The sequence below is a fragment of the Streptomyces sp. NPDC055815 genome (assembly GCF_053616475.1).
On sequence record NZ_JBSHDU010000044.1, the window covers coordinates 50,557 to 70,035 of the forward strand.

Here is a 19,479-nt window from a genome sequence, read left to right on the forward strand (position 1 = left end):
ATCGGAGTGTGACGTGTCAGATGCAGTAGTTGCCGCCCTCGTGGTGGTGGCAGGAAACCTGTTCACGCTGCTTGCCGTTTGGGTGCGAGTGCGCGGGAAGGTTCAAATGGAGCGTTCCAGGCGGGAGGTGTACCGAGACGCCGCGAGGCGGCTGCCTGCCGGCAGCCGGATCGTCGAGAACCAGCACGGTACGACGATCGAGGTGGGTCCCCGATCCTGTGAAGAGGCGAAGGAGACTGGTCGTGTCGGATCCTGATGTGCACGATTGGCAGCAGGAAGCCGTATGCCGGTACGACGCAAACGATGTGCCCGGTTCCGAGCGCATCTCGGCGATGGCTTGGTCGAGCTCACTTACTGATGTGTCAGCGTTCCGATCCCTCTGTCAGACATGTTCGGTGCGGCTCGATTGCGCGAGTAATGCGCTGGAAGTTAAGGAGTCCTTGGGTATCTGGGGCGGATTGACTCAGCAGGAACGGCGCCACTTGCTGCGCAGCCGCCCTGATGTCGCTGACTGGCAGCATTTGCTGGAGACGGCAATCGCAGAGTACGACCTCGTCTCCGCTACTTTTGATGAGGACTTCGCCGACCTGTTCGAGCAGCAGTTCTGTCGTCTTGTGGGGTTCCTCATCACCGCAGGAGCTCGACGTCAGGATGCCGAGGATGCTGTACAGATGGCGTTCGTCGAACTCGCCAGGCACTGGACAGAGGTCTGTGAACGGAGCGGCTGGCTGCGACGCGTGGCACACAGAATGTGGTCGAAGGTGGTAGTCGGGAGCCGCGAGTCTCTGGTTGCTGATGTGTACAGCGATGCTGTGATCGCATCGGCGGACGATGCGGCGTTGGCAGAGCGACATCGAGTACTCCAGCTGCTCAGTCGTCTGCCGGAGCAGCAACGCGTCGTGCTCGCTTTCGCGTACGACGGTTGCACCCCCGCCGAGACCGCCGAGACCCTTGGGGTTCCGGCAGTGAACATCCGGCAGAACCTGAAGCGGGCCAGGGCGGCGCTGGCGCGTCTCATCGCAGAGGAAGGAATCATCTAGTGACAACCGAAGCCAACTACGAACCGGTGCACACCGAAGCTATGGACCAGCTGATGCTCGCGGGCATCGCAAGGCTTCGCGACGACTTGAGCTCGCAAATGGACACCGAGTTGCATCTGCGGCGCGTTCGCGAGTTGGCCGACCCCGGTCACATTGCCCTTCAGGTTGGGCACGGTGCCTCCACGCTGTCATCTTGAACAGCGGTCAGCAACGCAGGGTGTGGCAGTGGTCGCGGCAGCTTCGTTGGACGCGGCCAGAGCCCGGTATGGGGCGAAGCGGCCGACTGCGGGGGGTCGGGCGATCGAGGTGATCGACTCGTTCACCTTGTGGCTTTGTTCGCGAGAAAGGGTTTGGCGCAGGTTCTGTGGGCCGGCGCCGCCCCGGTTCATGCCTGCCCCGAAGCAAGCCGCCGCCCTGAAGCAGCCTCACCACCTGGCCACGCGCCCTCAAGATCGAAGGCGTCACTGCGCCGCCACGTCTTTCAATCGATGGTGAAAGCGAGAAACTGCCGAAGATGCTGGGCGTGGATTGTTTCGTGGCGGCCGCCAGCGCTCGATCTGCTGATGGGCTCGGCGTACCCGAAAGCATCCAGGGCCGGAGGCGATGCCTCTCCCGGATCATCGCCTGCGAACCGGGCGGCGCGTTCGCCGTACGTTCGGAGAGCTGCGGCGGGGCCTCCCGCTCTACCGTGCCGGGCTCACCCTCGCGGGCGCCTTGATCTGCACGATGACACCACCAGCGGTGTGGAGTCCCACGTACAAGCCAACCCATCCGACTTCAGCTCAAAGGCGAGGTAGCGCGGCTAGCCGCGCCCACCCAGAGGCAGCGTGACTTTTGGTGCCCGCACGTACCGGCGGACGGACCGTGACGGCTCGTTCCACACGCTGTGAGGCGGGGACCGGTCCGAGGTGACGGGCTGACCCAGCCGTGACGCACCAGTGGGCCGATGTCGCCACCGGCCCACTGGTGCGTTGATATTCTCGCTACCCCGCCCGACAACAGGTGTGGGCACATGGGTTCGGGGGGTGTGGAGTAGATGAGGCCACGTCTGGTGTTCGTGCACGGGGTGGGAAAGCCACGGGAGGCCAAGACCGAGCTGGAGGAGTGGCAGGCAGCGCTGACCGTCGGCGCGCGTGCAGCCGGGCACTCCCGAAAGGCCGCGGAGCTGCTCGATGGCGGAGCGGTCGACATCCACTTCGCGTACTACGGCGATCTCTTTCTCCCGGGGACCGCTCCCGACAATGAGGCTGTGGCACCCGCACCCGCCGGACCGGACGAGGACGAGGAACTGCGGGAGCTGCTCCTCGATATGGTCGACGAGCAGCTCGAAGCGCCCCGCGACGACCGTCAGGCACAGGCGCTCCGGGTGACTAGGAACAAACTGGCGCCGACCGGCGAGGAACAGGGACCCGGCAGCCTCGCACGGCAGGTGCTCGTTGGGGCCAACTCCCTGTTCGCGGTGCCGGGTCTGCGCACCTTCGGCGGCTGGCTCAGTGCCGGAGCGATGAAGCGCGATCTGCACCAGGTCAGGAGATATCTCGCCCGCAAGGAGACCGACGAGGCTGGTCTGAGCCTCGACCGGCGCATCCGTGCCCGCGTCGCCACGGAACTCGACCCCGAGGGACCCACGGTCGTCGTCGCGCACTCGCTGGGGACCGTGGCGGCGTTCGAGACACTGCACGCGCACTCCGCGCACGTCCCGTTGTTCGTCACGCTCGGATCACCGCTCGGAATGCGCACGGCAGTACGGCCGCGGGTGCGCCCGCAGCCCGTACAGACCCCGGAACCGGTCGGCCGCTGGCTGAACTTCTGGGACCGCGACGACTTCGTCACCGGTGGCACCGAACTGGCCCTGTGCATCGCCTCGAACGCCGCCTCGGTCGCTCCGGTGAGCACGCGGGTCGATTCGGACGGACTGAATGTGCATCCGGCCGTCAAGTACCTGGCGCAGCCCGCCGTCGCGGGCCCGCTGATCGAGGCGCTCGACGCGGGCACCGTCGCATGACACCGTCCACACCGCCGCGTCACCTGCTGGTCATCGCGCCGCAGTGCCCGGCCCAAGGACTGCTGACCGGTCTGGAGGAGACCGCCGAATCCCTGCACGCCGTCCTCCTGGACGAGGAACTGGGCGGCTGCGAGCCGAACCCGCCGGGCGTGCCCTCCCTGCTGTACGGGCTCAGCGTCGGCAGGGCCGAGATCGACCAGTCGGTCCGGGACGCGGCGGACCGGGCCGGGGCCGCGGAGGCGGTGCTGGTAATCGCGTGCCTCGGGCACGGCACCACCCTCGGCCAGACGCCCAAGCTGGCCTTCATGGCGAGCGACTCCCACGAGGACGTCGCGACCAGTGTCGTGGACGTCGGCGGGCTGCTCACCCTGGCCCTGGACGTCCCCGGTGTGCGGGGCGTCATCGCCCTGGTGGACACCTGCCGCGCCGGCGGGGCCGTACCGGATCTCGGTGGGCTGGCCGGAGGGGTCCGGCAGGGCGCGACCAGCCTCTCCCTGCTGATGTCCGCGAGCGCGGTCGAGTCGGCTCACGGTCTCGCGTACACCCGGACGCTGGTGCGCGTGCTGCGCGACGGCCTGCCCGACGCGGGGATGTTCCTCTCGCCGCAGGACGTACAGGAGGCCGTGGACAAGGAAGCGGGCACCAGCTCCCAGTTGGTCACGCTGAACGGCCTCTCCCTGGATGCCCGACCCTGGTTCGCCCGCAACACACGGCACAGGACTGACGGCGCGCTGCTGGGGCCGCTGGGCGAGGAGGATCTGCGGCTCGCCCTTGACCCGCTCGGCGATGCGGCTCCCGCCCTGCCGATCGTCACCTCCGGCGATCTGGCCCGGCTGCGCCGGACCCTGGCGGCCCTTGACCGGCACCAGGCCACCGCCGACCAGCACCTCGCCCACGCCCTGCGCACGGTCGACCGGCTCGCGACCGCCGTACGCACCCGCGAGTTCCTCCTGTCGTCCTGGCCAGGCAGCCTCCCTGCGTCGGAACGCATCCGCCGCGCCTATGTGACGGCGGCTGGCCGGCCCGCGTCCGCCTCCGACGGGGACGAACTGCTGCGTGACTGCGTCGAGTCGCTGTGTCTGCGAGTTCCTCGCGCCAAGGGCAGTCCCACGGCGCCTCTCGCCACCTTCGTCGCCGCGCTCGCCGTGGAAGACGGTCTCGCGGCGGGAACGCCCGGACTCACGGGGTGGGCGCGAGGCATCGGGGCCGGCGTGGAACTCGTCGACGCCTTCGCCGCCCAGGCACGTCGAGCCGCCGAGAACAGGCTGCGGCTGGTGGTCAGCCTGCACTCCGCGATGGCCGACGAGTGGCCCGAGACCCTTCTCGTCTGGCTGTTGGACGGCGAAACCCTCGTGGGACGTGAGGACTTCCGCTGCCCTCCGACGCAGGCCGGCGTCGAACAGCGGTTGGGTGCGGTGCTCGCCTGGGCGACCCGGCATGCCCGGTGCACCGGATTCAGGCTCAAACGCATCGACATCGCAGCGCCCGCCGCGCTGCTCGTCTGCTGGCGCCCCGAGGAAGCCAGGCTCGGGCAGCGACTGGGGCTCTACTACGACATCGTCTTGCGCTGGAGCGACCGGCTGAACCTCCCCGCCCACCTGGGCCTGATCAACGAGTTCGCCCGGAACCAGCTCGACGAGATGAAGGACGGCCCGGCCACGCCTGTGAACTGGCTCGACAAGGCCGAGCTCAGCGCGGTGCCGAAGCTGGTGGAGAGCCTCGGCAACGGCTGCTACGGCGGCGCGCTGGCGCTGCGACACCGGCCGGAGCGGCTCCAGGAACTCCTGGAACCCCTGCTCGCGTACGCCCCGATGGCGCTGTGGCCGGACGGCACGGGAGATCTGCCGCAGGCGTCGCAGGACAGCGTGGAACGCAACTGGGCGAGACTCCCCGGAGAGTTCAGCGCCGCCTACCGCACCTCCTGGAAGCAGGGGAACCCGGCGCACGAGCACACCGATCTCGCCCGGGTGCGATCCGTGTGGCTGGACGATCAATGGCTGGACTTCTGCGACGCGTTCGCGAACGACTCGGTCGATGGAGAGAACCCACGATGACCTGGACACCCTTCTACGTCGGCGACGGCACCCCCCGGGACGTGGACCTCGGTGCCCCGCCGCCCTGGCGCGCCTTCCCCAGGCAGCCCCGGCCCGAGCGATTCCAGCCGCCACCCGGGCTCGTCGAGGCCGTGAACGCCGCGCTCGCCCTGCGCCGTCCGCTGCTGCTGACGGGCGCCCCAGGCTCCGGCAAGTCGTCGGTCATCAAGCAGGTGGCGACGGAGTTGCGGCTCGGGGAACCACTGCGCTGGCACATCACCTCCCGCAGCACCCTCGTGGACGCGCTCTACCGTTACGACGCCCTGGGGCGCATCCACGCACAACGCCTGGGCGGCGAATCGGGCACCGACGACATCGCCCCCTTCCTGCAGCTCGGACCGCTGGGGACCGCACTGCTGCCGTCGAGGGCGCCGTCCGAGCAGCCCCGCGCCCTGCTCATCGACGAGATCGACAAGAGTGACCTCGATCTGCCGAGCGATCTGCTGGACGTGCTGGAGCACGGGGAGTTCGAGATCCCGGAGCTGGCGCGGTATCGGGACGACGACGTGGACGTGCGGGAATGGGAGAGCGATGCCGTCCATCGCATCGTCAAGGGCCGCGTGCGGTGCGACAAATTCCCGTTCATCGTGCTGACGAGCAACGGCGAGCGTGACTTCCCCGCCGCCTTCCTGCGGCGCTGCATCCGGTACACCATGCCGATGCCGGACACGGAGTCGCTGCGGCGGGTGGTGGCGGCCCACTTCGAGACCGATGTGGCACCCTCGGGCCCGGTCGACTCACTGATCGTCACGTTCGTCGACCGTCTGCGGGCGGGCGAGAGCCTGGCCGTGGACCAGTTGCTCAACGCCGTGCACATCCTGACCGGTGCCCAGGCTCCGGAGGGAGTCGCCGCCGAGGAGGTCAGGGAACTGATCCTGCGTGAGCTGACCGGTGCCTGAGGAAGCGGACGGGCCGGGGGATTCCCCGGGCGTGGAGCGGGTCACCGGCCTGAACGGGGCCGTGTCGGCGATCGGCGCCGTGGCTCCGGGGCTTGACGGGACGGCGCTCGCGGAGGCGCTGTGGCTGGCCTCCCGTATGGCCGCCAGCTCGGCTTCGCCCGCACCCGAAGAACCGGCGCCGGCGTCGGCGCAGGTTCCCGCACGGACCGGGCCGTCCGTCCAGCGCCTGCCGCGCGTCGGTGACTTTGTGCGACAGAGCCCTCCGACGGCCCCGGAGAACCGGTCGGCCCGTCCCCTCCACGAGCGGCTGCCCGGATCCACCGGCCGAGTCCCCGGTGACGCGGTCGCCGTCCCCCGAGCGACGGCGCTGCCGTCGGCGCTGGAGATGACGCGTGCCCTACGCCCCTGGAAACGCCCGTGGCGCACGGGGCGGCGGCAGGCGCTCGACCTCGACGCGACCGTGGCGGGGTACGCCCGCAGCGGGGAGCTGATCCCGGTCTTCGCTCCCGCTCCAGAACGCTGGTTCGACCTCGTGCTCGTCGTCGACCGCTCGCCCTCGATGCAGGTGTGGCGGGAGACCGTCAGCGCCTTCGAGGGGCTGCTCGACCGGCTCGGCGCGTTCCGCACCCTGCAGGTGCGCGACCTCACCGTGGACCCGGATGACGGCGTCGGCCTCACCGACCGTCAGGGCATGCCGACCTCGACCGGTCAACTGGGCTCCCCCGACGGCCGTCGGCTGATCGTCGTGGTGTCGGACTGCGTGGCACCGGCCTGGCGGGCACCAGAGATCTGGCAGCAGCTGCGAGCCTGGGCGGGCCATGAACTGGTGGCCCTGCTCAACCCGTTGCCGCCCAAGCTGTGGCGGCGCACCGGACTCGATCTGCCGACCGTGCGGGTGTCCCCGGACGCCCCGGGCACCGGCAACACGGGACTCCGCTTCCGGCTGCCTCCGCTGCTGGCTGTCGGCGAGGCGGACCCCGACGAGTGGCTCGCGCTGCCGGTGCTCTCGCTCTCCCCTCACACACTCGGGCGCTGGTCGCGGACAGTGATGCTGGCCGCCCCCGAGGGCTGCTCGGCGGCCCTGATCCCGCCCGCCGGCCGCCCGACTCCGCTCGGCACGGGCCGTCCCCCTGCCCGCAGAAGCGCCGAGGCCCGAACGGACGGATTTCTGCGCACCGCGTCGCCCTCGGCCGCCCGTCTGGCGACGCTGGCCTCCCTGTTCGACCGGCTGAGTTTGGCTATGCTCCATGTGCTCCGCCAAGAGCTGGTGCCCGAGGCCACGACCGAGGACCTGGCCGAGCTGCTCGGCTCCGGACTGTACGCACTGGACACGGACACCGGCGGCCCGGTGACACTGACGCCCGCTCCCCAGGTGCGGGCCCGCCTGGAAGAGGCGTTGACGGAGCACGACACCATGCGGCTCAACCGGGTGCTGGACCGGTACATCTCCTCGGGTCAGGGCGGCGGGGGACGACTGTCGGCAGTGGCGGGCCGACCGGACGGCGAGGAGGCGATCGCCGCGGAGGCCACGGCGGCGGGCGTCGCATGGGGTCGGACGCTGGAGCTGCTCGGGCTCCCCCTGCCGATTGGCGGTACGGAACCGCCGGAGAGCGTCGGGGCGGCGACGGAGCCCGCGGATGCCACCGACCTCGCGCTGCGGGTGGCGCTGGCGATGTTGCCGCAGGACCGGCAGGCGGAGGCGGGCGAGCTGCACGAGACCGTGCACTCGGTCGTCACCCTGCTCGCCGCGCGGGGCCTCGCGGTCGACAGGGCTGTTCTGCTGAGGCAACTGGAGGCTTCCGTATTCCAGTTCGTCACACGGCCCGTCGTTCTGGAGGACGACCGGGACCACGAGCCGTGGTCGCCGGACGGTGACGGCACCCGAGGGCGGGAGTTCTGGGAGCGCTATCTGAGGTTCCTGGAGTACGAGCGGATCCTGCCGCCGGCACAGGTCCGTCAGCTGGACGATGTCACCCGTGACCTGCTGTCCCAGCTGGAGGACCCTCGTCGGCCGGGCAGTTGGCGGCGCACGGGTCTCGTCATGACGCCCGTCGGCTCGGGCAAGTCCACCTCGGTGATCGCCCTGGCCGCCAAGGCGGTCGACGCCGGCTACGGCACGGTCGTCATTCTGGCCGGTACGACCAATACCGCACGCGATCAGATGCAACAGCGCGTGGATGAGGGGCTGTTGGGCTTCGACAGTCAATACACGGCGAGTTCGGAGACCGGCAGCCGGATTGGCGCGGGTGCCATGCCCCATGCCCGCGCCCTCCCCATCGTGTCCGTGACGACCCGTGGCGAGCAGGGCGAGTTCTCGCTGTACAAGGCCATAGGCCTCAGGCATCCTTCCCCTGCCCACCCGCAGATCTTCGTGATCAAGAAGAACCGTAGGATCGTCGACAGAGTCTGTGACTGGCTCATGCACACCTCACAGCCCGAAGACCGGCCCATGCTCGTGATCGACAGGACAGGCGACGCGAGGGGCACGCGCAGCTCTCCCTCGAAAGTGGACGAGAGCGTGGAGCGGTTGCTGTCCTCGTGTCCCAGGGTCGGCTATGTCGGCTACACGCCCTTCCTCACGACATCGCAGGTCGTCCCCGACTTCATCTACCACGTCCCGAAGCCCCCTGGTCACTTCGGCCCCGAACAGCTCTTTACCGACTCGGAACAACCGCTGCCCCTGGTCCGCGCGGTGTTCGATCAGGACCGCTGGCTGCCGCCCGGGCATCGGGCCGACCACGTGCCGGGTCGGGAGCTGCCGGACTCTCTCTTCACCGCGCTGAAGTCGTTCGTGCTGGCGTGTGCCGCACGCCAAGTCCGAGACCGGAAGCGGACGAGCAACTCGATGCTGGTGTCCGTGAGTCGGTTCGTCGCGGTCCAGACGCGAGTCTGCGACCAGCTGGCCGAGCGGGTCGGCGTCATCGTCAAGGACCTCAGAGACCGGCGCGGCCCGCGCGGACAGCGGCTCATGGCCGACTTCGAGGAGTTGTGGCGCCAGGACTTCGTCCCGACCAGTGAAGCGATCGCCGACGTGGCCGTACCGGCGGTCTCATGGAAACAGGTGGCCAACCAACTGCCTTTCGTAGCCCAACAGTTGATCGTGGTCACGGCCAATTCCGCCTCCGACATGATGCCCCACGTGTACGAGAGTGAATACGGAGGTCTGAACATCGTGGCGGTCGGCGGCGCCAAGCCTGCCCAGGGCCTGCCGCTGGAAGGGCTCACCACCAGCTACTGTCTCCGAGCCCCGGCCAACTACGAAACCCTGCGCCTGCTGACCACGCCCTTCGGGCCCCACACCGGTTACCAGGACCTGTGCCGTCTTTACGCCACGCTGGAAGTCCTCGACACACAAAACCAGTTGACGGCGAGGATCAACGGACAGCGCAAGGAACTGCAGGAGCTGGCCGTTCTCGACATCACCCCCGCCGAGGCCGTCTTGCGTGTCCGGGCCACGCATTCGCCCGGCAGGTCGTGGGAGACCCTGGACTTCACTCTGGCCCTCGAGAGGGTGCGGCAGAACTTCCGGACCTTGGAGGCATTCATCCGCGGCCTCGGCCGAGCCGGCACCCCGGACCCACGCACCGCCGCGAACCTGCTGTGGCATGGCGTCACACCCGCGAAGATCGCGGAGTTCCTCGACGCCTATCTGCCAGGTTCGGAGCCATCGTGGAACCGGCTCGCCGAGATCTGCCGGTACCTGCGCCGGGGCGCCGGCCTAGGAGGGCTGGGCGAGTGGACCGTTCAGTTGGTGAACCCGCCGAAATCGCTACTGGTTGAGGTTGCGGGGCATCGGGTCGGCACGGTTCGCCGTGCTCCGTTGCCGCGCGGCAACGAGGACGGGTTCAGGATCCGGCGGCTGTCCGCTGTCGGAAACGAGTACGCGGATCTCGACCCGGACCAGTACCTCAGAGCTATCGACGCGACACGTTCCGCGGCGGCGGTCGATCCGGCTCGTCCGGCCTGGGGGCATGAGCCGACGCGGCCCTCCCGTGCGGCGGTGGAGGCCGTGCGCCGCCCGGACCAGGCTCTGTTGTCGATCTACCTGGTCCGGGGGGAGGAGACCGTCGACTACGAGGTCACGGTTCCACTGGTGGGCCTGGCCGTGTCCCTGCCACGCTCGGCCGCGCTGTCCGAGCCCTTCCCCCCGCTCAGCTGAGCGGCGGCCCAGGTTCCGGAGTCGGAACCGGCTCCGGGCCCGGATGGATCAGGGGCGGCGACGGATCGGGAGCCGGTCCGGGGCGCCATCTTGGACCGGCTTCTGGGGCAGTGCGCCGCTGACCCCCTGCCTCGTCCCCGACAGCCCGAAGCCGCGCCAGGTTCGGACCTCCTTCAGGAGGACGAGCTATCCAACGGGCTCTGAAGCAGCGCTGCGCAAGGCCCGCGCTGCTTCGCGTCGGCAGGACGTCGTCCCGTGCCAGGCGGTTCGGCCTGCGATGGAAGGATGAGCGCATGCCTGACATACCCGAAAGGTTCCATGCCGACGTGCACGGCGACACGGTTGTTGATGCCGACCAACTGGTCCGGATCACCTCGCTGCATCGGGGGTTTCTCTACCAGCACTTGTACGCGGCCGCCTGCCTGTTGCGCTTCACGACAGCCGGCACAACTGGCTGCTGGTGGAACGCGATGAGGACCTCGAAGCCGTCCTGCCCGGACGCCATCTGTACCTGCAGGTGAAGACCCGCAGCCGGCCCCTGCAGTGGGGAGACGTCAGCGGCGCGGTCGACGGCTTCGCTGCGGTGCGGGCCCGTCACTCTGAAGGCAAGCGCGCAGGACAGCCGCAGCTGGTCATCGTGGCCAACGTGCCCCCCGGCCCGCAACTGGTCGCGAAGATGGAGGCGGCCGACTGGCCCGGCGACGTCACCGTCTTGAACCCGCGAACGGCTGCTCTGGAGGAGTGGCTTCCGCCGGCCTGGAGCGATCTTGAGGAAGGCATCGCCTGGTGCACCCGCGAAGCCGCGCAGGTTCCCTTCTCCTCGCTGGCGCCGTTGACCCCCGTGTGGGAAACTCGCCGCCCGCGTCGTCTATGCCTGCACGGGCCACGGCGACCAGGCCTTCACCGCCGACACCGTGGAAGACCTGCACGAGCAGTTCGTGAAGGAGCTGCAGGCCTTCCCGGTCCTCGCCCACGACTACCTGCCTCAGGTCGACGAGCCTGACCTGCTGACCGACGACCGGGTGCGCCTGATCACCGGTTTCTCCGGAGCGGGGAAGACCGCCTGGGCGGCCCACGCCGCCCAGCACTGTCCCGAGTCCCTCACCTACTTCGACACGGCCGCGCTCGCCGCAGACGCCGTCGCTGGCGGCCTCGCCCGTGAATTGGCGGGCCGGTACCTGGATGCCGAACAGCGCACCGCTCTGCCGTATGCCTCCGGCCTCGACCTCCTGCGCGCGGTCCACCAGCACTTGACCGGCACACCGGTGGCCGTGGTCCTCGACAACGTCCACCGTCTCAGTGCCGTCGAGCTGAGGCAGATCACCCAGGCGCTGCCCACCGCCCGCCTCGTCCTGCGGGGCCAGCCGCGCCCCGACCAGACCACCCTCACCGCGCACGTGAGCATCACAGGCGAGTCCCTCAACGGCTGGAACGCCGACCGGGTGGCCCAGAACCACTACGCCGATGCTGGGATGCAGCGGTGCACAGAAGCGGCGCATCGCGCCGTGCAGGGCCCCCGCCGCCCCCTTCAGGGGTGCCCCTTGCCCAACATGACCGTGTGTAACTATCATTACGCCAATCGTGACACAGAAGATGCCACACTCCGCGGCCGGCCAGATGGTCGGCTACCTCTATCAGTGCGAATGGGCCCTGGTGGAACTGGCCCGCCGATGGTTCAAGGACCCCCAGACCGAGCTCCGCATGGAGATGCTCGACGACATCGACATCCTCCGCCAAGGCACGCCGGTCGAGCTCGTCCAGTCCAAACACCACGGACACGCCAGCGAACTGGGGTCCACCAGTGCCGACCTGTGGCGTTCGATCAACTCCTGGTGCGACGCTCTCAAGCACCTGCCGGCGGGGCAGCTCCCCATGCTCCGGCTCGTCACCACCCAGACCGTCTCGCCCGGCAACGTTCTGGCCAAACTCAGACACGACGCCCGAGATGTCACCGCTGCACTGGCAGAACTCGAGGCCATCGCCGGCGACCCCGATGGCGCCAAAACCACCCTGCCCTGGCGATCCCGGTTCATGGCCTGCACCGCTCCGACGCGCGCTGCCCTCGTGGGCGCCATCGTCCTCGACGATTCCGCGCCGCGAGTGTCAGAGGTGGACTCTACGCTGCGCGAAGTGATCGGAATCTGGAAGAACGACGAGCAGAGCCAGGCGATCCTCGAGGAACTGAAAGGCTGGTGGTGGAACGTGTCCCTCGACATGCTCGACCACGCCAATCCCGGCCGGCGCATGTCTGTCAGCGCCGAGGAACTGCGCACTCAGATCGACTACGTCTCCGGCAAGTACACCCACACCGCCCTGCCCGTCGTCGACAGCCTCGACGATCTCACCGAGCAGGAGATCGCCCAGTACACCGGTCACGTCTTCGTCGAACAGCTCAAGCTGATCGGCCTCGGCAACCGCAGCATCCGCGCCCACATCGGCGAGTACCACCACGCTTGGGCCCACCGCTCACGCTGGCTCTACCACCATCACGTCACCCCCGGGGAACTCACCCAGTTCGACAGCGACCTGCGCCAGGAATGGAACCTCATCTTCGCCAAGTACGCCGACCGCTTCGACGCCGGCAAAGAAGGCGACGACGCCCAGGCCGTCGGCGAGAACATCCTCGACGCCACCCTCACCGCGGCGCAGGACATCAAACTCCGCCAGCTCGGCAAACGGTGGATCGCCCGCGGCACCCTGCACGCACTCGCCGACAACGCCCGCAACGAACCCAAGCCGCTGGGCTGGCACCCCCACTTCGAGGACCTGCTCAAGACACCCCCGTGCACGCAGACGAAGGGGGAGTAGCCCATGACCACCACCCAGCTTCCTGAAGCAGCGGCCCTCCTCAACCCCGCCTTCGGCGCCTACATCCTCAGTCACAGTGCTGCCGCGTACGCCGCAGCCGCCACCGAGCCGGAATCCCATCTGCCCTGGCCGTCCGCGTTCCTGATTCTGCCACTGGTCCTGCCCCCCGACTCCCGGAGCGCCCTGCCGCGAGACACCCGCACCCAGCTCGCCGGATGGCTGGCAGACAACACCATGATCCGCGCAGCATTCCCTCAGCGCGCGCCCGCTCTGCACGCCTACACCCAAGGCTGTATCCGCTTCGGCATCCGCCACGGCACCCTGGTGCTGGCCGGAGGCGGTTTGCGGGCCACCCGCAAACCGGTGAAGCCCGACTCGTCACAGCCCGCCGACGAAGCCGCCACCTGCGTACGCGCCGCGGTTCTCGTGGGCCGCTGGTTCGCCGCGACCGACACCGCCACCCTCTTTACGCTGCTGGGCGTAAGGCCCTGACCCGACAAAGGACCCTGCCCCCATGCACCTGATCGCCCTCGCCCTCTACCACCGGGACGGCCGCCCCGCCCCCCGCGTCGTCCGCTTCCGCCCCGGCACCCTCAACATCCTCACCGGAGAGTCCGAGACCGGGAAATCCGCGGTCTTGAGCATCGTCGAGTACTGCCTCGGCCGGCAGACCTTCACCCTTCCCGACGGCGTCATCACCGACACCACCGCCTGGTACGCGCTCCTCGTACAGATCGGCCCCACCCGTCTCCTCCTGGGCCGCCCCGCCCCCAAAGGCGCCTCGACGAACAAAGCGATGCTCGTCCTCGGCGACCACACACTCGACATCCCCCCGGCAGACCAGATGCACGTCAACGCTGACGCCACTGCCATCCGCACCGAGCTCAGCGCCCGTATCGGCATCGAGGAATTCCGCTTCCAGCCCCCCGCCGGAGCCGGGCGCCACGCCTTCGACGTCTCCATCGCCCAGGCCGTGCTGCTGTGCCTGCAGAAGCAGAACGAGATCGCCAACCAGAACCTCCTCTTCCACCGCCAGGGGGAGCAGGGAATCGCCCAGGCGATCAAGGACACCCTTCCCTACTTTCTCGGCGCTACAGGCCCCGAACAGGCAGCCCGCCGTCACGAACTCGCCGAACTGAACAAAGCCCTGCGCAGGGTCAACAAGCAGATCGAAGAGGCACGGCGCCGCGTGGAAGGCGGCGAAGCCCACCGCGTCGCCCTGGCACGTATGGCAGCCGACGCAGGTCTCATCGACACCGTCCCCGAAGCTCTCACCGCAACCGCCCTCGACACCCTGCTACGCCAGGCCCTCGACGCCGTTCCCGACGCCTTCTTCGTCTCCGGCCCAGACACCAGGCGTGAACAGCTCGCCGCGGAACGCCGCGCCCTGCGCAACCAGCTGCAGGAGATCAACAACTCCCGCACCATCCTCGACAGCTGGAAGGAAGAGAGCACCGCCCTCACCGGCGAACTCCACGTACAGCTCAGCCGCCTCAAGCCCATCGGCCTGCTCGGCGACGCCTCCCATGACCGCGACGCCCACACCTGCCCCCTGTGCTCCCAGCACCTTCCCACCCCGGACCCCCGAGTCTCCGACCTCCAGGAACTCACCCGCCGCCTCGAGACAGAACTGGACGATCTGGCCGCACTGCAGCCGGCCCGGAACCAGCACCTCGAAGCACTCGAAGCACAGACCCGCGAGATCCAGGCAAGCCTGCGTAACAACGCGGCCACCCTTGAAGCACTCAACGCCAGCGACCGGCAACTCCGCCAAGCCCAGGACCAGCGCACCTACCTCGCCCACGTCCAAGGACGCATCCTCCAAGAGCTCCAGCGCACCAGCCCCCAAGGCAAGGACGACCTCGGCGACCTCCTGCGGCACGGCGACAGGCTGACCGAACAGGCCGGAGCCCTCCAGCTTCTCGTGGATGCCGACGAAGTCGGCGCCGAGACCGAGAACCGGCTGAACGAAGTCGCCGACCTCATGACCACCTGGGCGCGAACCCTCGGCCTCGAGCACGCCGACACCGCCGAAGAGGTCCGCATCAGCCTCACCCTGCTCAACGTTGTCCTGCGCACCCCCGCCGGACGACTCCCCCTCACCCGCATCGGCAGTGCCAAGAACTGGATCGGCTACCACCTCGTCGCCCACCTCGCCCTGCACACCTATCTGCACCGTCACAACCGCCCGGTCCCGGGCTTCCTCATGCTCGACCAGCCCACCCAGGCGTTCTTCCCCGAGGAGGTGCACGACGCGATCACCGTCGAGGACGCCGACTGGGAAGCCGTCCGCGCCTACTTCGCCCTCATCTCCCAGGCCGTCGAGCAGAACGGCGGAGCTCTCCAGGTCATCGTCTGCGACCACGTCAACCTCCGCGACGACTGGTTCCAGCAGGGAGTCGTCGAGAACTGGAGAGGCGGCGTCGCCCTCATCCCCACAGACTGGATCTCCGCCGACTGAATGACCTGAGCCCTCCCTCCTCACATCTCGCGGCCCTCCCCGTCTCGTATATCACCAGGGCAGCCCGTTGACGTCGACGAAGGCCGGCTGCCGCACCGAGACCGTCGACAAGCAAGGAGACGAACCGAAGTGATCGAACGAGTCCGTGCCGTCCTGGTAACCGCAGACGACACGATGCTGGTCATCCGCCGCAACCGGCCGGGCATCCCCGAGTACTGGGTCCTGCCGGGCGGCGGCGTCGAACCCAGCGACGAGTCCCGAGAGGCCGCCCTGCACCGGGAGATCCACGAGGAGATCGCGGGGAAGGCCGACATCGTCCGCCTCCTCCACACGATGGAGACCGAAGGCGAGCGCCAGCTCTTCTACCTCGCCCACATCGCGACCTGGTCCTTCGAGGACCGCACCGGCCCGGAGTTCAGCGCCGAGAACCGCGGCGAATACACGCTGGAAGAGATCCCACTGACCCTCGAGGGGCTCGACGGCATCAACCTCAAGCCCGAGGAGATCGCCCACGTCCTGAGGCGAGCTATCGGCACCGCAACCCTCGGAGCCGAGGCGTCTTTCTGAGCCTTCGAGCACCTCAACACGCCACCCGTGCCGGACTCGAACGGCGCCGGCCCTGGCAGCCGTCCCGTACCTCGCAGGCCAGTGCTGCAGGCGCGCCGGCCGCAGCCAGACAACAGCGTGCAGACCATTTCTGCCAGGCCCCGGACACCACAAGCCGTGGAGGAGCCATACACCTGGCATGGCCCAGTGCTCCTACCGGGACCACCACGGTTTTTTGAGCGCGCGCAGGTGCTCCCGGACAGCAGCGATATAGGCGGTCTCCAGCGTCTGCAGTGTGCTGAGGTCGATCTGTGCCGGCGGGATGTTCATGGCCGTGTCGCTCTCGATGGGAGACGTTTCCCACGCTGCGCGCATGGCCGCTCCGGCCGTCTTGCGCAGCTCCTGGACGAGGTCGGCGTAGGCACGGCCCACCGCTTCGGATTCGATCTTCGTCCAGGCAAGGTGGTAGGAGAGGTTGCCCTGGATCTCCCGCAACGTCTCCGACAGCCGCACGCGTTCCTCGGCCGCGGCGTCGAACGAACTTGCACACTCCAGCTCGCACCGCGACCGCACCCGAGGGCTACATCCACACCTACACCGAGGGTTAAATCCAACCCGAGCCGAGCCGGTCCCATCGGCCCGGCTTTACTCCCAACGCATCCCAAGCTCGGACAGCTCTGCGACCCGCTCGGGCGACAGCCGCGCCCGGCGCGAGCGACTGTTGGCGATGAACACCCCCAGCGCCTGCTCGTCCCCGCCGACCTCCTCGACATGCCGGTGCGGCACCTCCAGATGCCCCTCTCGCTCCCGGTACTGGCGGGCAGCGGCCAGATTGGCTGCCCATACTTGCGCCCGCGTGCGCCGCGGCGCCACCACGTCCCGCTCGCCCTCCAGCAGGGGGCCGAGGCCGAGGGCTTCCTGCAGCAGCCATTGCTGCGCCGTCCCGAGGCTGTCCCAGCCACGCCGCTGTCCGCCGGCCCACCGCCCCAGGTCCTCGCCCTGGACCACCACCTGCCCCGCCTCCTCGGGCAGCATCTGCCCGCCCTGGACATGTAGGCGAGCGAGGTGGAAGCACCGCTGCCAGGCAACCGACCATGAGGGGCACCACGACGGGTCGATGTCCTCCAGGGCCCGGCGCCGTGCCGCACTCAGCCCACCCGCCCCCTGCCTGCCCTTGTCCTGCCGCGCGGCTGCCCGCTGGTTCTTCAGCCACACCCCTACTGCGTACCCCTCCCACATGGCATCGGCCGGCGCCAGCAGGTGCCCGTGATCGGCCGCCCACTCCCGCGCCGCCGACAGCCCCTCGGCGAACGCGACCTCGGCATGCGACCAGATCATGCCGAGCTCCTCCAGCTGCCCCACCCGCTCCTGGCTCAGCTCCCCGCGGGTATGTGCACTGCGCTGCCGGGCGATCCACACCCCCAGAGCGAACCCGTCCGCAGTCCGGTACTCATACGGAACCGCCAGATCACCATGGTCACTGCGGTAGGCCAGCGCGGCCGCCAGACCCCGCCGCCAAAACTGCCTCTCCGGCTGCAACACCCGCAGACTGATGAACGCCGCCAACTGCGCCGGATCCCGAGGCCGGGAGAACGACAACAGCTCCGCAGCCACCTTGCCCACCTCGCCAGGCACTTCCACCACCTCGCCAGCCGACCGGCCCCCAGCCACCTGGGGAGCGGCCAGCTGCTCCACGGCCTGCGCGTCGTGCGCCCGAAGTGCCGTGAGAACCTTCACCAGCTCCCCGTAGGCCCGCGACACCAGCATCTCGTCAGGCTGCTCACCCGGACCGAGGAAGACGGGAACGACCAGGGAGGCCACCTTGCCTTCCCCCGGCTGCATCCGAAGCGCCCGCCCCACCGCCTGAACGATGTCGATCGCCGACCCCCGCACATCGGCGAAGACGACGGCATCGCACTCCTTGGTGTCCACTCCCTCACCGAGCACCCGCACCGACGACAGCACTCGCACCCACGCCGCCCCCGCATCAACCTCCGGCTCGGACGCGAACCCTGCCAGCACCGCACCCCGGTGCGCCGGCTTGTGCTCCCCGCACAGCCAGTCCGCCCACACCCCATCAGCACCCGGGTATAGCCCCGGATCGCTCCCGTGCAACTCCTTCGCCACCGCACCAAGACCACTGGAGAACGCCTCGGCCTCACCCGTGCGGTAATGAAACGTCAGAAACCTCCTCAACTGCCGCTCCACAGAAGCCTTCACCACCGCCGTCTGCAACGCCGCCAGCCGCGCCCCCCGCACCCGCGCGGTCCTGCCCGCACCCCCCACCAACTCGACCACAGGCAAACCAGGATCCGCGATGTCCACACACACCACCTGGTAACGAGCAATCAGCCCTCGTTCGATCGCCTCCGACAACGACAGCCGGTACACCACCGGCCCGAACACCGCCTCATCGTCCATCGACGCAACCAGCTCACCACCCCTATCCGGACCCTCCCGATCCGGCACCTCCCACAACCGCGGCGTAGCCGTCATATACAACCGACGCAGCGCCGGCACCCGCCCATCGTCATGAACCCCCGCCCACGCCTTCCCCAAAGCCCCCGACGTCCGGTGCGCCTCATCCACCACGACGAGGTCCCACGTCCCCAGCCCCACGCGATGACTCCGCTCCAGGACCCCCAGTCCCAACGAGGCATAGGTGGCAAAGACCGTCACCGACTCCAGACCCGATAGCCAATCCACCAACTCCGCCTCGTCAGTGGTGCATTGAAGGCCCCGTACGTCCTCACCCGACAGCGAACAGGCACCGAACATAGGACCCCGGCGCCCCGCCCCCTGCCACACAGAAACGGTCTGTGCCAGCAGTCCGAGCGTGGGGACTAGCACCAGAACCCGCTTGGCACGCAGAGCCTTCGCCGCATGGACAGCGATCAGGCTCTTACCAGTACCAGTAGCCGCGACGACCTGGGCCCGCACCCCACCCGAGGACCCTCCACCAGGTACGTGCTCCAAAGCCCGCACCACGGCATCGACAGCCTCGACCTGGTGAGGACGGAGAGACACCCGAGCCGACACAACACACCACCTCCCGCCTCAACTAGCGCCGGGAGAGGCACTAGCCGCTAAGCGTGGACTTTATCCGAGCCTATTTTTGATTGCACCCTGCCCACAGGACCGATCTCCCACCCACTATGACAGGACCACCATCCGCCCGTACGAGCTTGAAAGAAGAGCCCACCACATCGAGTGAGGGCCGGAGACCATCCCCAACACCCACGCCACCGAAGCTCGTAGCCAGCCGCCCGCGAAGCGGGCCAAGCTTGAAGGCGAAGCCGAAAAGCTCAAGGCAGGGGAGCGAAGCGGACCTGCCTACCGCGCCGCGAAGCGGCGCGGTGCGGGGGGTTGGGGGCGGCGCCCGCCCACCAAAGGCCCCACGGGACACAAACCCCCCGCCGGGTGGGTTAAACAAAAGAAGCGGGCCCCCGGGAGAGAGGGGGTGTTGAA

General features: G+C 68.7%; 14 protein-coding genes and 1 pseudogene. 11 read left to right on the plus strand and 4 right to left on the minus strand.

From position 1 onward, the window contains the following. The first annotated feature begins 242 nt into the window (after positions 1-242). The 7 genes from ACWGN5_RS25925 to ACWGN5_RS25955 all read left to right on the plus strand — a co-directional run bounded on the left by ACWGN5_RS25925 (position 243) and on the right by ACWGN5_RS25955 (position 10,717). On the plus strand, positions 243-1,040 hold the full coding sequence (locus ACWGN5_RS25925; protein WP_453519305.1) for a sigma-70 family RNA polymerase sigma factor: 798 nt from the start codon (positions 243-245) through the stop codon (positions 1,038-1,040). Next, positions 1,040-1,237, plus strand: a complete 198-nt coding sequence (locus tag ACWGN5_RS25930; RefSeq protein ID WP_453519308.1) for a hypothetical protein — start codon at positions 1,040-1,042, stop codon at positions 1,235-1,237. The genes ACWGN5_RS25925 and ACWGN5_RS25930 overlap by 1 nt, the downstream gene beginning before the upstream one ends. Positions 1,238-2,091: 854 nt before the next feature. Further along, positions 2,092-3,045, plus strand: coding sequence for an alpha/beta hydrolase (locus ACWGN5_RS25935; protein WP_453519311.1), 954 nt, complete (start codon positions 2,092-2,094; stop codon positions 3,043-3,045). Continuing rightward, the gene (locus ACWGN5_RS25940) at positions 3,042-5,099 is read left to right on the plus strand and encodes a vWA-MoxR associated conflict system protein (protein WP_453519314.1); all 2,058 of its coding nucleotides are present in this window, start codon (positions 3,042-3,044) and stop codon (positions 5,097-5,099) included. The genes ACWGN5_RS25935 and ACWGN5_RS25940 overlap by 4 nt, the downstream gene beginning before the upstream one ends. Next, positions 5,096-6,037 carry an AAA family ATPase gene (locus ACWGN5_RS25945; RefSeq protein WP_453519317.1) on the plus strand — a complete coding sequence of 314 codons (942 nt, stop codon included), beginning with the start codon at positions 5,096-5,098 and terminating at the stop codon, positions 6,035-6,037. The genes ACWGN5_RS25940 and ACWGN5_RS25945 overlap by 4 nt, the downstream gene beginning before the upstream one ends. Positions 6,038-6,068: 31 nt before the next feature. Further along, positions 6,069-10,196: an SAV_2336 N-terminal domain-related protein gene (locus tag ACWGN5_RS25950; protein WP_453519319.1), complete on the plus strand. Its 4,128-nt coding sequence runs from the start codon at positions 6,069-6,071 to the stop codon at positions 10,194-10,196. A gap of 293 nt (positions 10,197-10,489) precedes the next feature. Continuing rightward, a complete protein-coding gene (locus ACWGN5_RS25955; RefSeq protein WP_453519322.1) occupies positions 10,490-10,717 on the plus strand; it encodes a hypothetical protein in 228 nt (75 codons plus the stop codon). A gap of 183 nt (positions 10,718-10,900) precedes the next feature. Here the strand turns inward: ACWGN5_RS25955 and ACWGN5_RS25960 are convergent, their stop codons facing one another. Further along, positions 10,901-11,593, minus strand: coding sequence for a hypothetical protein (locus tag ACWGN5_RS25960; RefSeq protein WP_453519324.1), 693 nt, complete (start codon positions 11,591-11,593; stop codon positions 10,901-10,903). Positions 11,594-11,777: 184 nt separating this feature from the next. On the opposite strand from ACWGN5_RS25960, the gene ACWGN5_RS25965 reads away from it, so the two are divergent. From ACWGN5_RS25965 to ACWGN5_RS25980, 4 genes are all read left to right on the plus strand, one after another. Next, positions 11,778-13,004, plus strand: coding sequence for an ABC-three component system protein (locus ACWGN5_RS25965; RefSeq protein WP_453519326.1), 1,227 nt, complete (start codon positions 11,778-11,780; stop codon positions 13,002-13,004). A 3-nt stretch (positions 13,005-13,007) separates the two neighbouring features. Continuing rightward, positions 13,008-13,496, plus strand: a complete 489-nt coding sequence (locus ACWGN5_RS25970) for a three component ABC system middle component (protein ID WP_453519328.1) — start codon at positions 13,008-13,010, stop codon at positions 13,494-13,496. Positions 13,497-13,518: 22 nt separating this feature from the next. Then, positions 13,519-15,465: a DUF3732 domain-containing protein gene (locus tag ACWGN5_RS25975; RefSeq protein WP_453519331.1), complete on the plus strand. Its 1,947-nt coding sequence runs from the start codon at positions 13,519-13,521 to the stop codon at positions 15,463-15,465. 129 nt (positions 15,466-15,594) lie between these two features. Further along, entirely contained in the window at positions 15,595-16,032 is a 438-nt protein-coding gene (locus tag ACWGN5_RS25980; RefSeq protein ID WP_453519333.1) for an NUDIX hydrolase, read from the plus strand. A 192-nt stretch (positions 16,033-16,224) separates the two neighbouring features. Here ACWGN5_RS25980 and ACWGN5_RS25985 read toward each other — a convergent pair whose 3' ends face one another. The 3 genes and pseudogenes from ACWGN5_RS25985 to ACWGN5_RS25995 all read right to left on the minus strand — a co-directional run. Then, a complete protein-coding gene (locus tag ACWGN5_RS25985) occupies positions 16,225-16,524 on the minus strand; it encodes a hypothetical protein (protein WP_453519335.1) in 300 nt (99 codons plus the stop codon). A 132-nt stretch (positions 16,525-16,656) separates the two neighbouring features. Then, the gene (locus ACWGN5_RS25990) at positions 16,657-18,432 is read right to left on the minus strand and encodes a Helicase associated domain protein (protein WP_453519340.1); all 1,776 of its coding nucleotides are present in this window, start codon (positions 18,430-18,432) and stop codon (positions 16,657-16,659) included. Positions 18,433-18,501: 69 nt separating this feature from the next. Beyond that, positions 18,502-19,050: pseudogene (locus tag ACWGN5_RS25995) on the minus strand (DEAD/DEAH box helicase family protein); the annotation flags it as partial. Positions 19,051-19,479 lie beyond the last annotated feature (429 nt).

Coding starts and splice junctions, on each gene's coding strand:
- ACWGN5_RS25940 (WP_453519314.1), top strand. CDS start 3,042: ATGACACCGTCCACACCGCCGCGTCACCTGCTGGTCATCGCGCCGCAG.
- ACWGN5_RS25945 (WP_453519317.1), top strand. CDS start 5,096: ATGACCTGGACACCCTTCTACGTCGGCGACGGCACCCCCCGGGACGTG.
- ACWGN5_RS25955 (WP_453519322.1), top strand. CDS start 10,490: ATGCCTGACATACCCGAAAGGTTCCATGCCGACGTGCACGGCGACACG.
- ACWGN5_RS25970 (WP_453519328.1), top strand. CDS start 13,008: ATGACCACCACCCAGCTTCCTGAAGCAGCGGCCCTCCTCAACCCCGCC.
- ACWGN5_RS25975 (WP_453519331.1), top strand. CDS start 13,519: ATGCACCTGATCGCCCTCGCCCTCTACCACCGGGACGGCCGCCCCGCC.
- ACWGN5_RS25990 (WP_453519340.1), bottom strand. CDS start 18,432: ATGGACGATGAGGCGGTGTTCGGGCCGGTGGTGTACCGGCTGTCGTTG.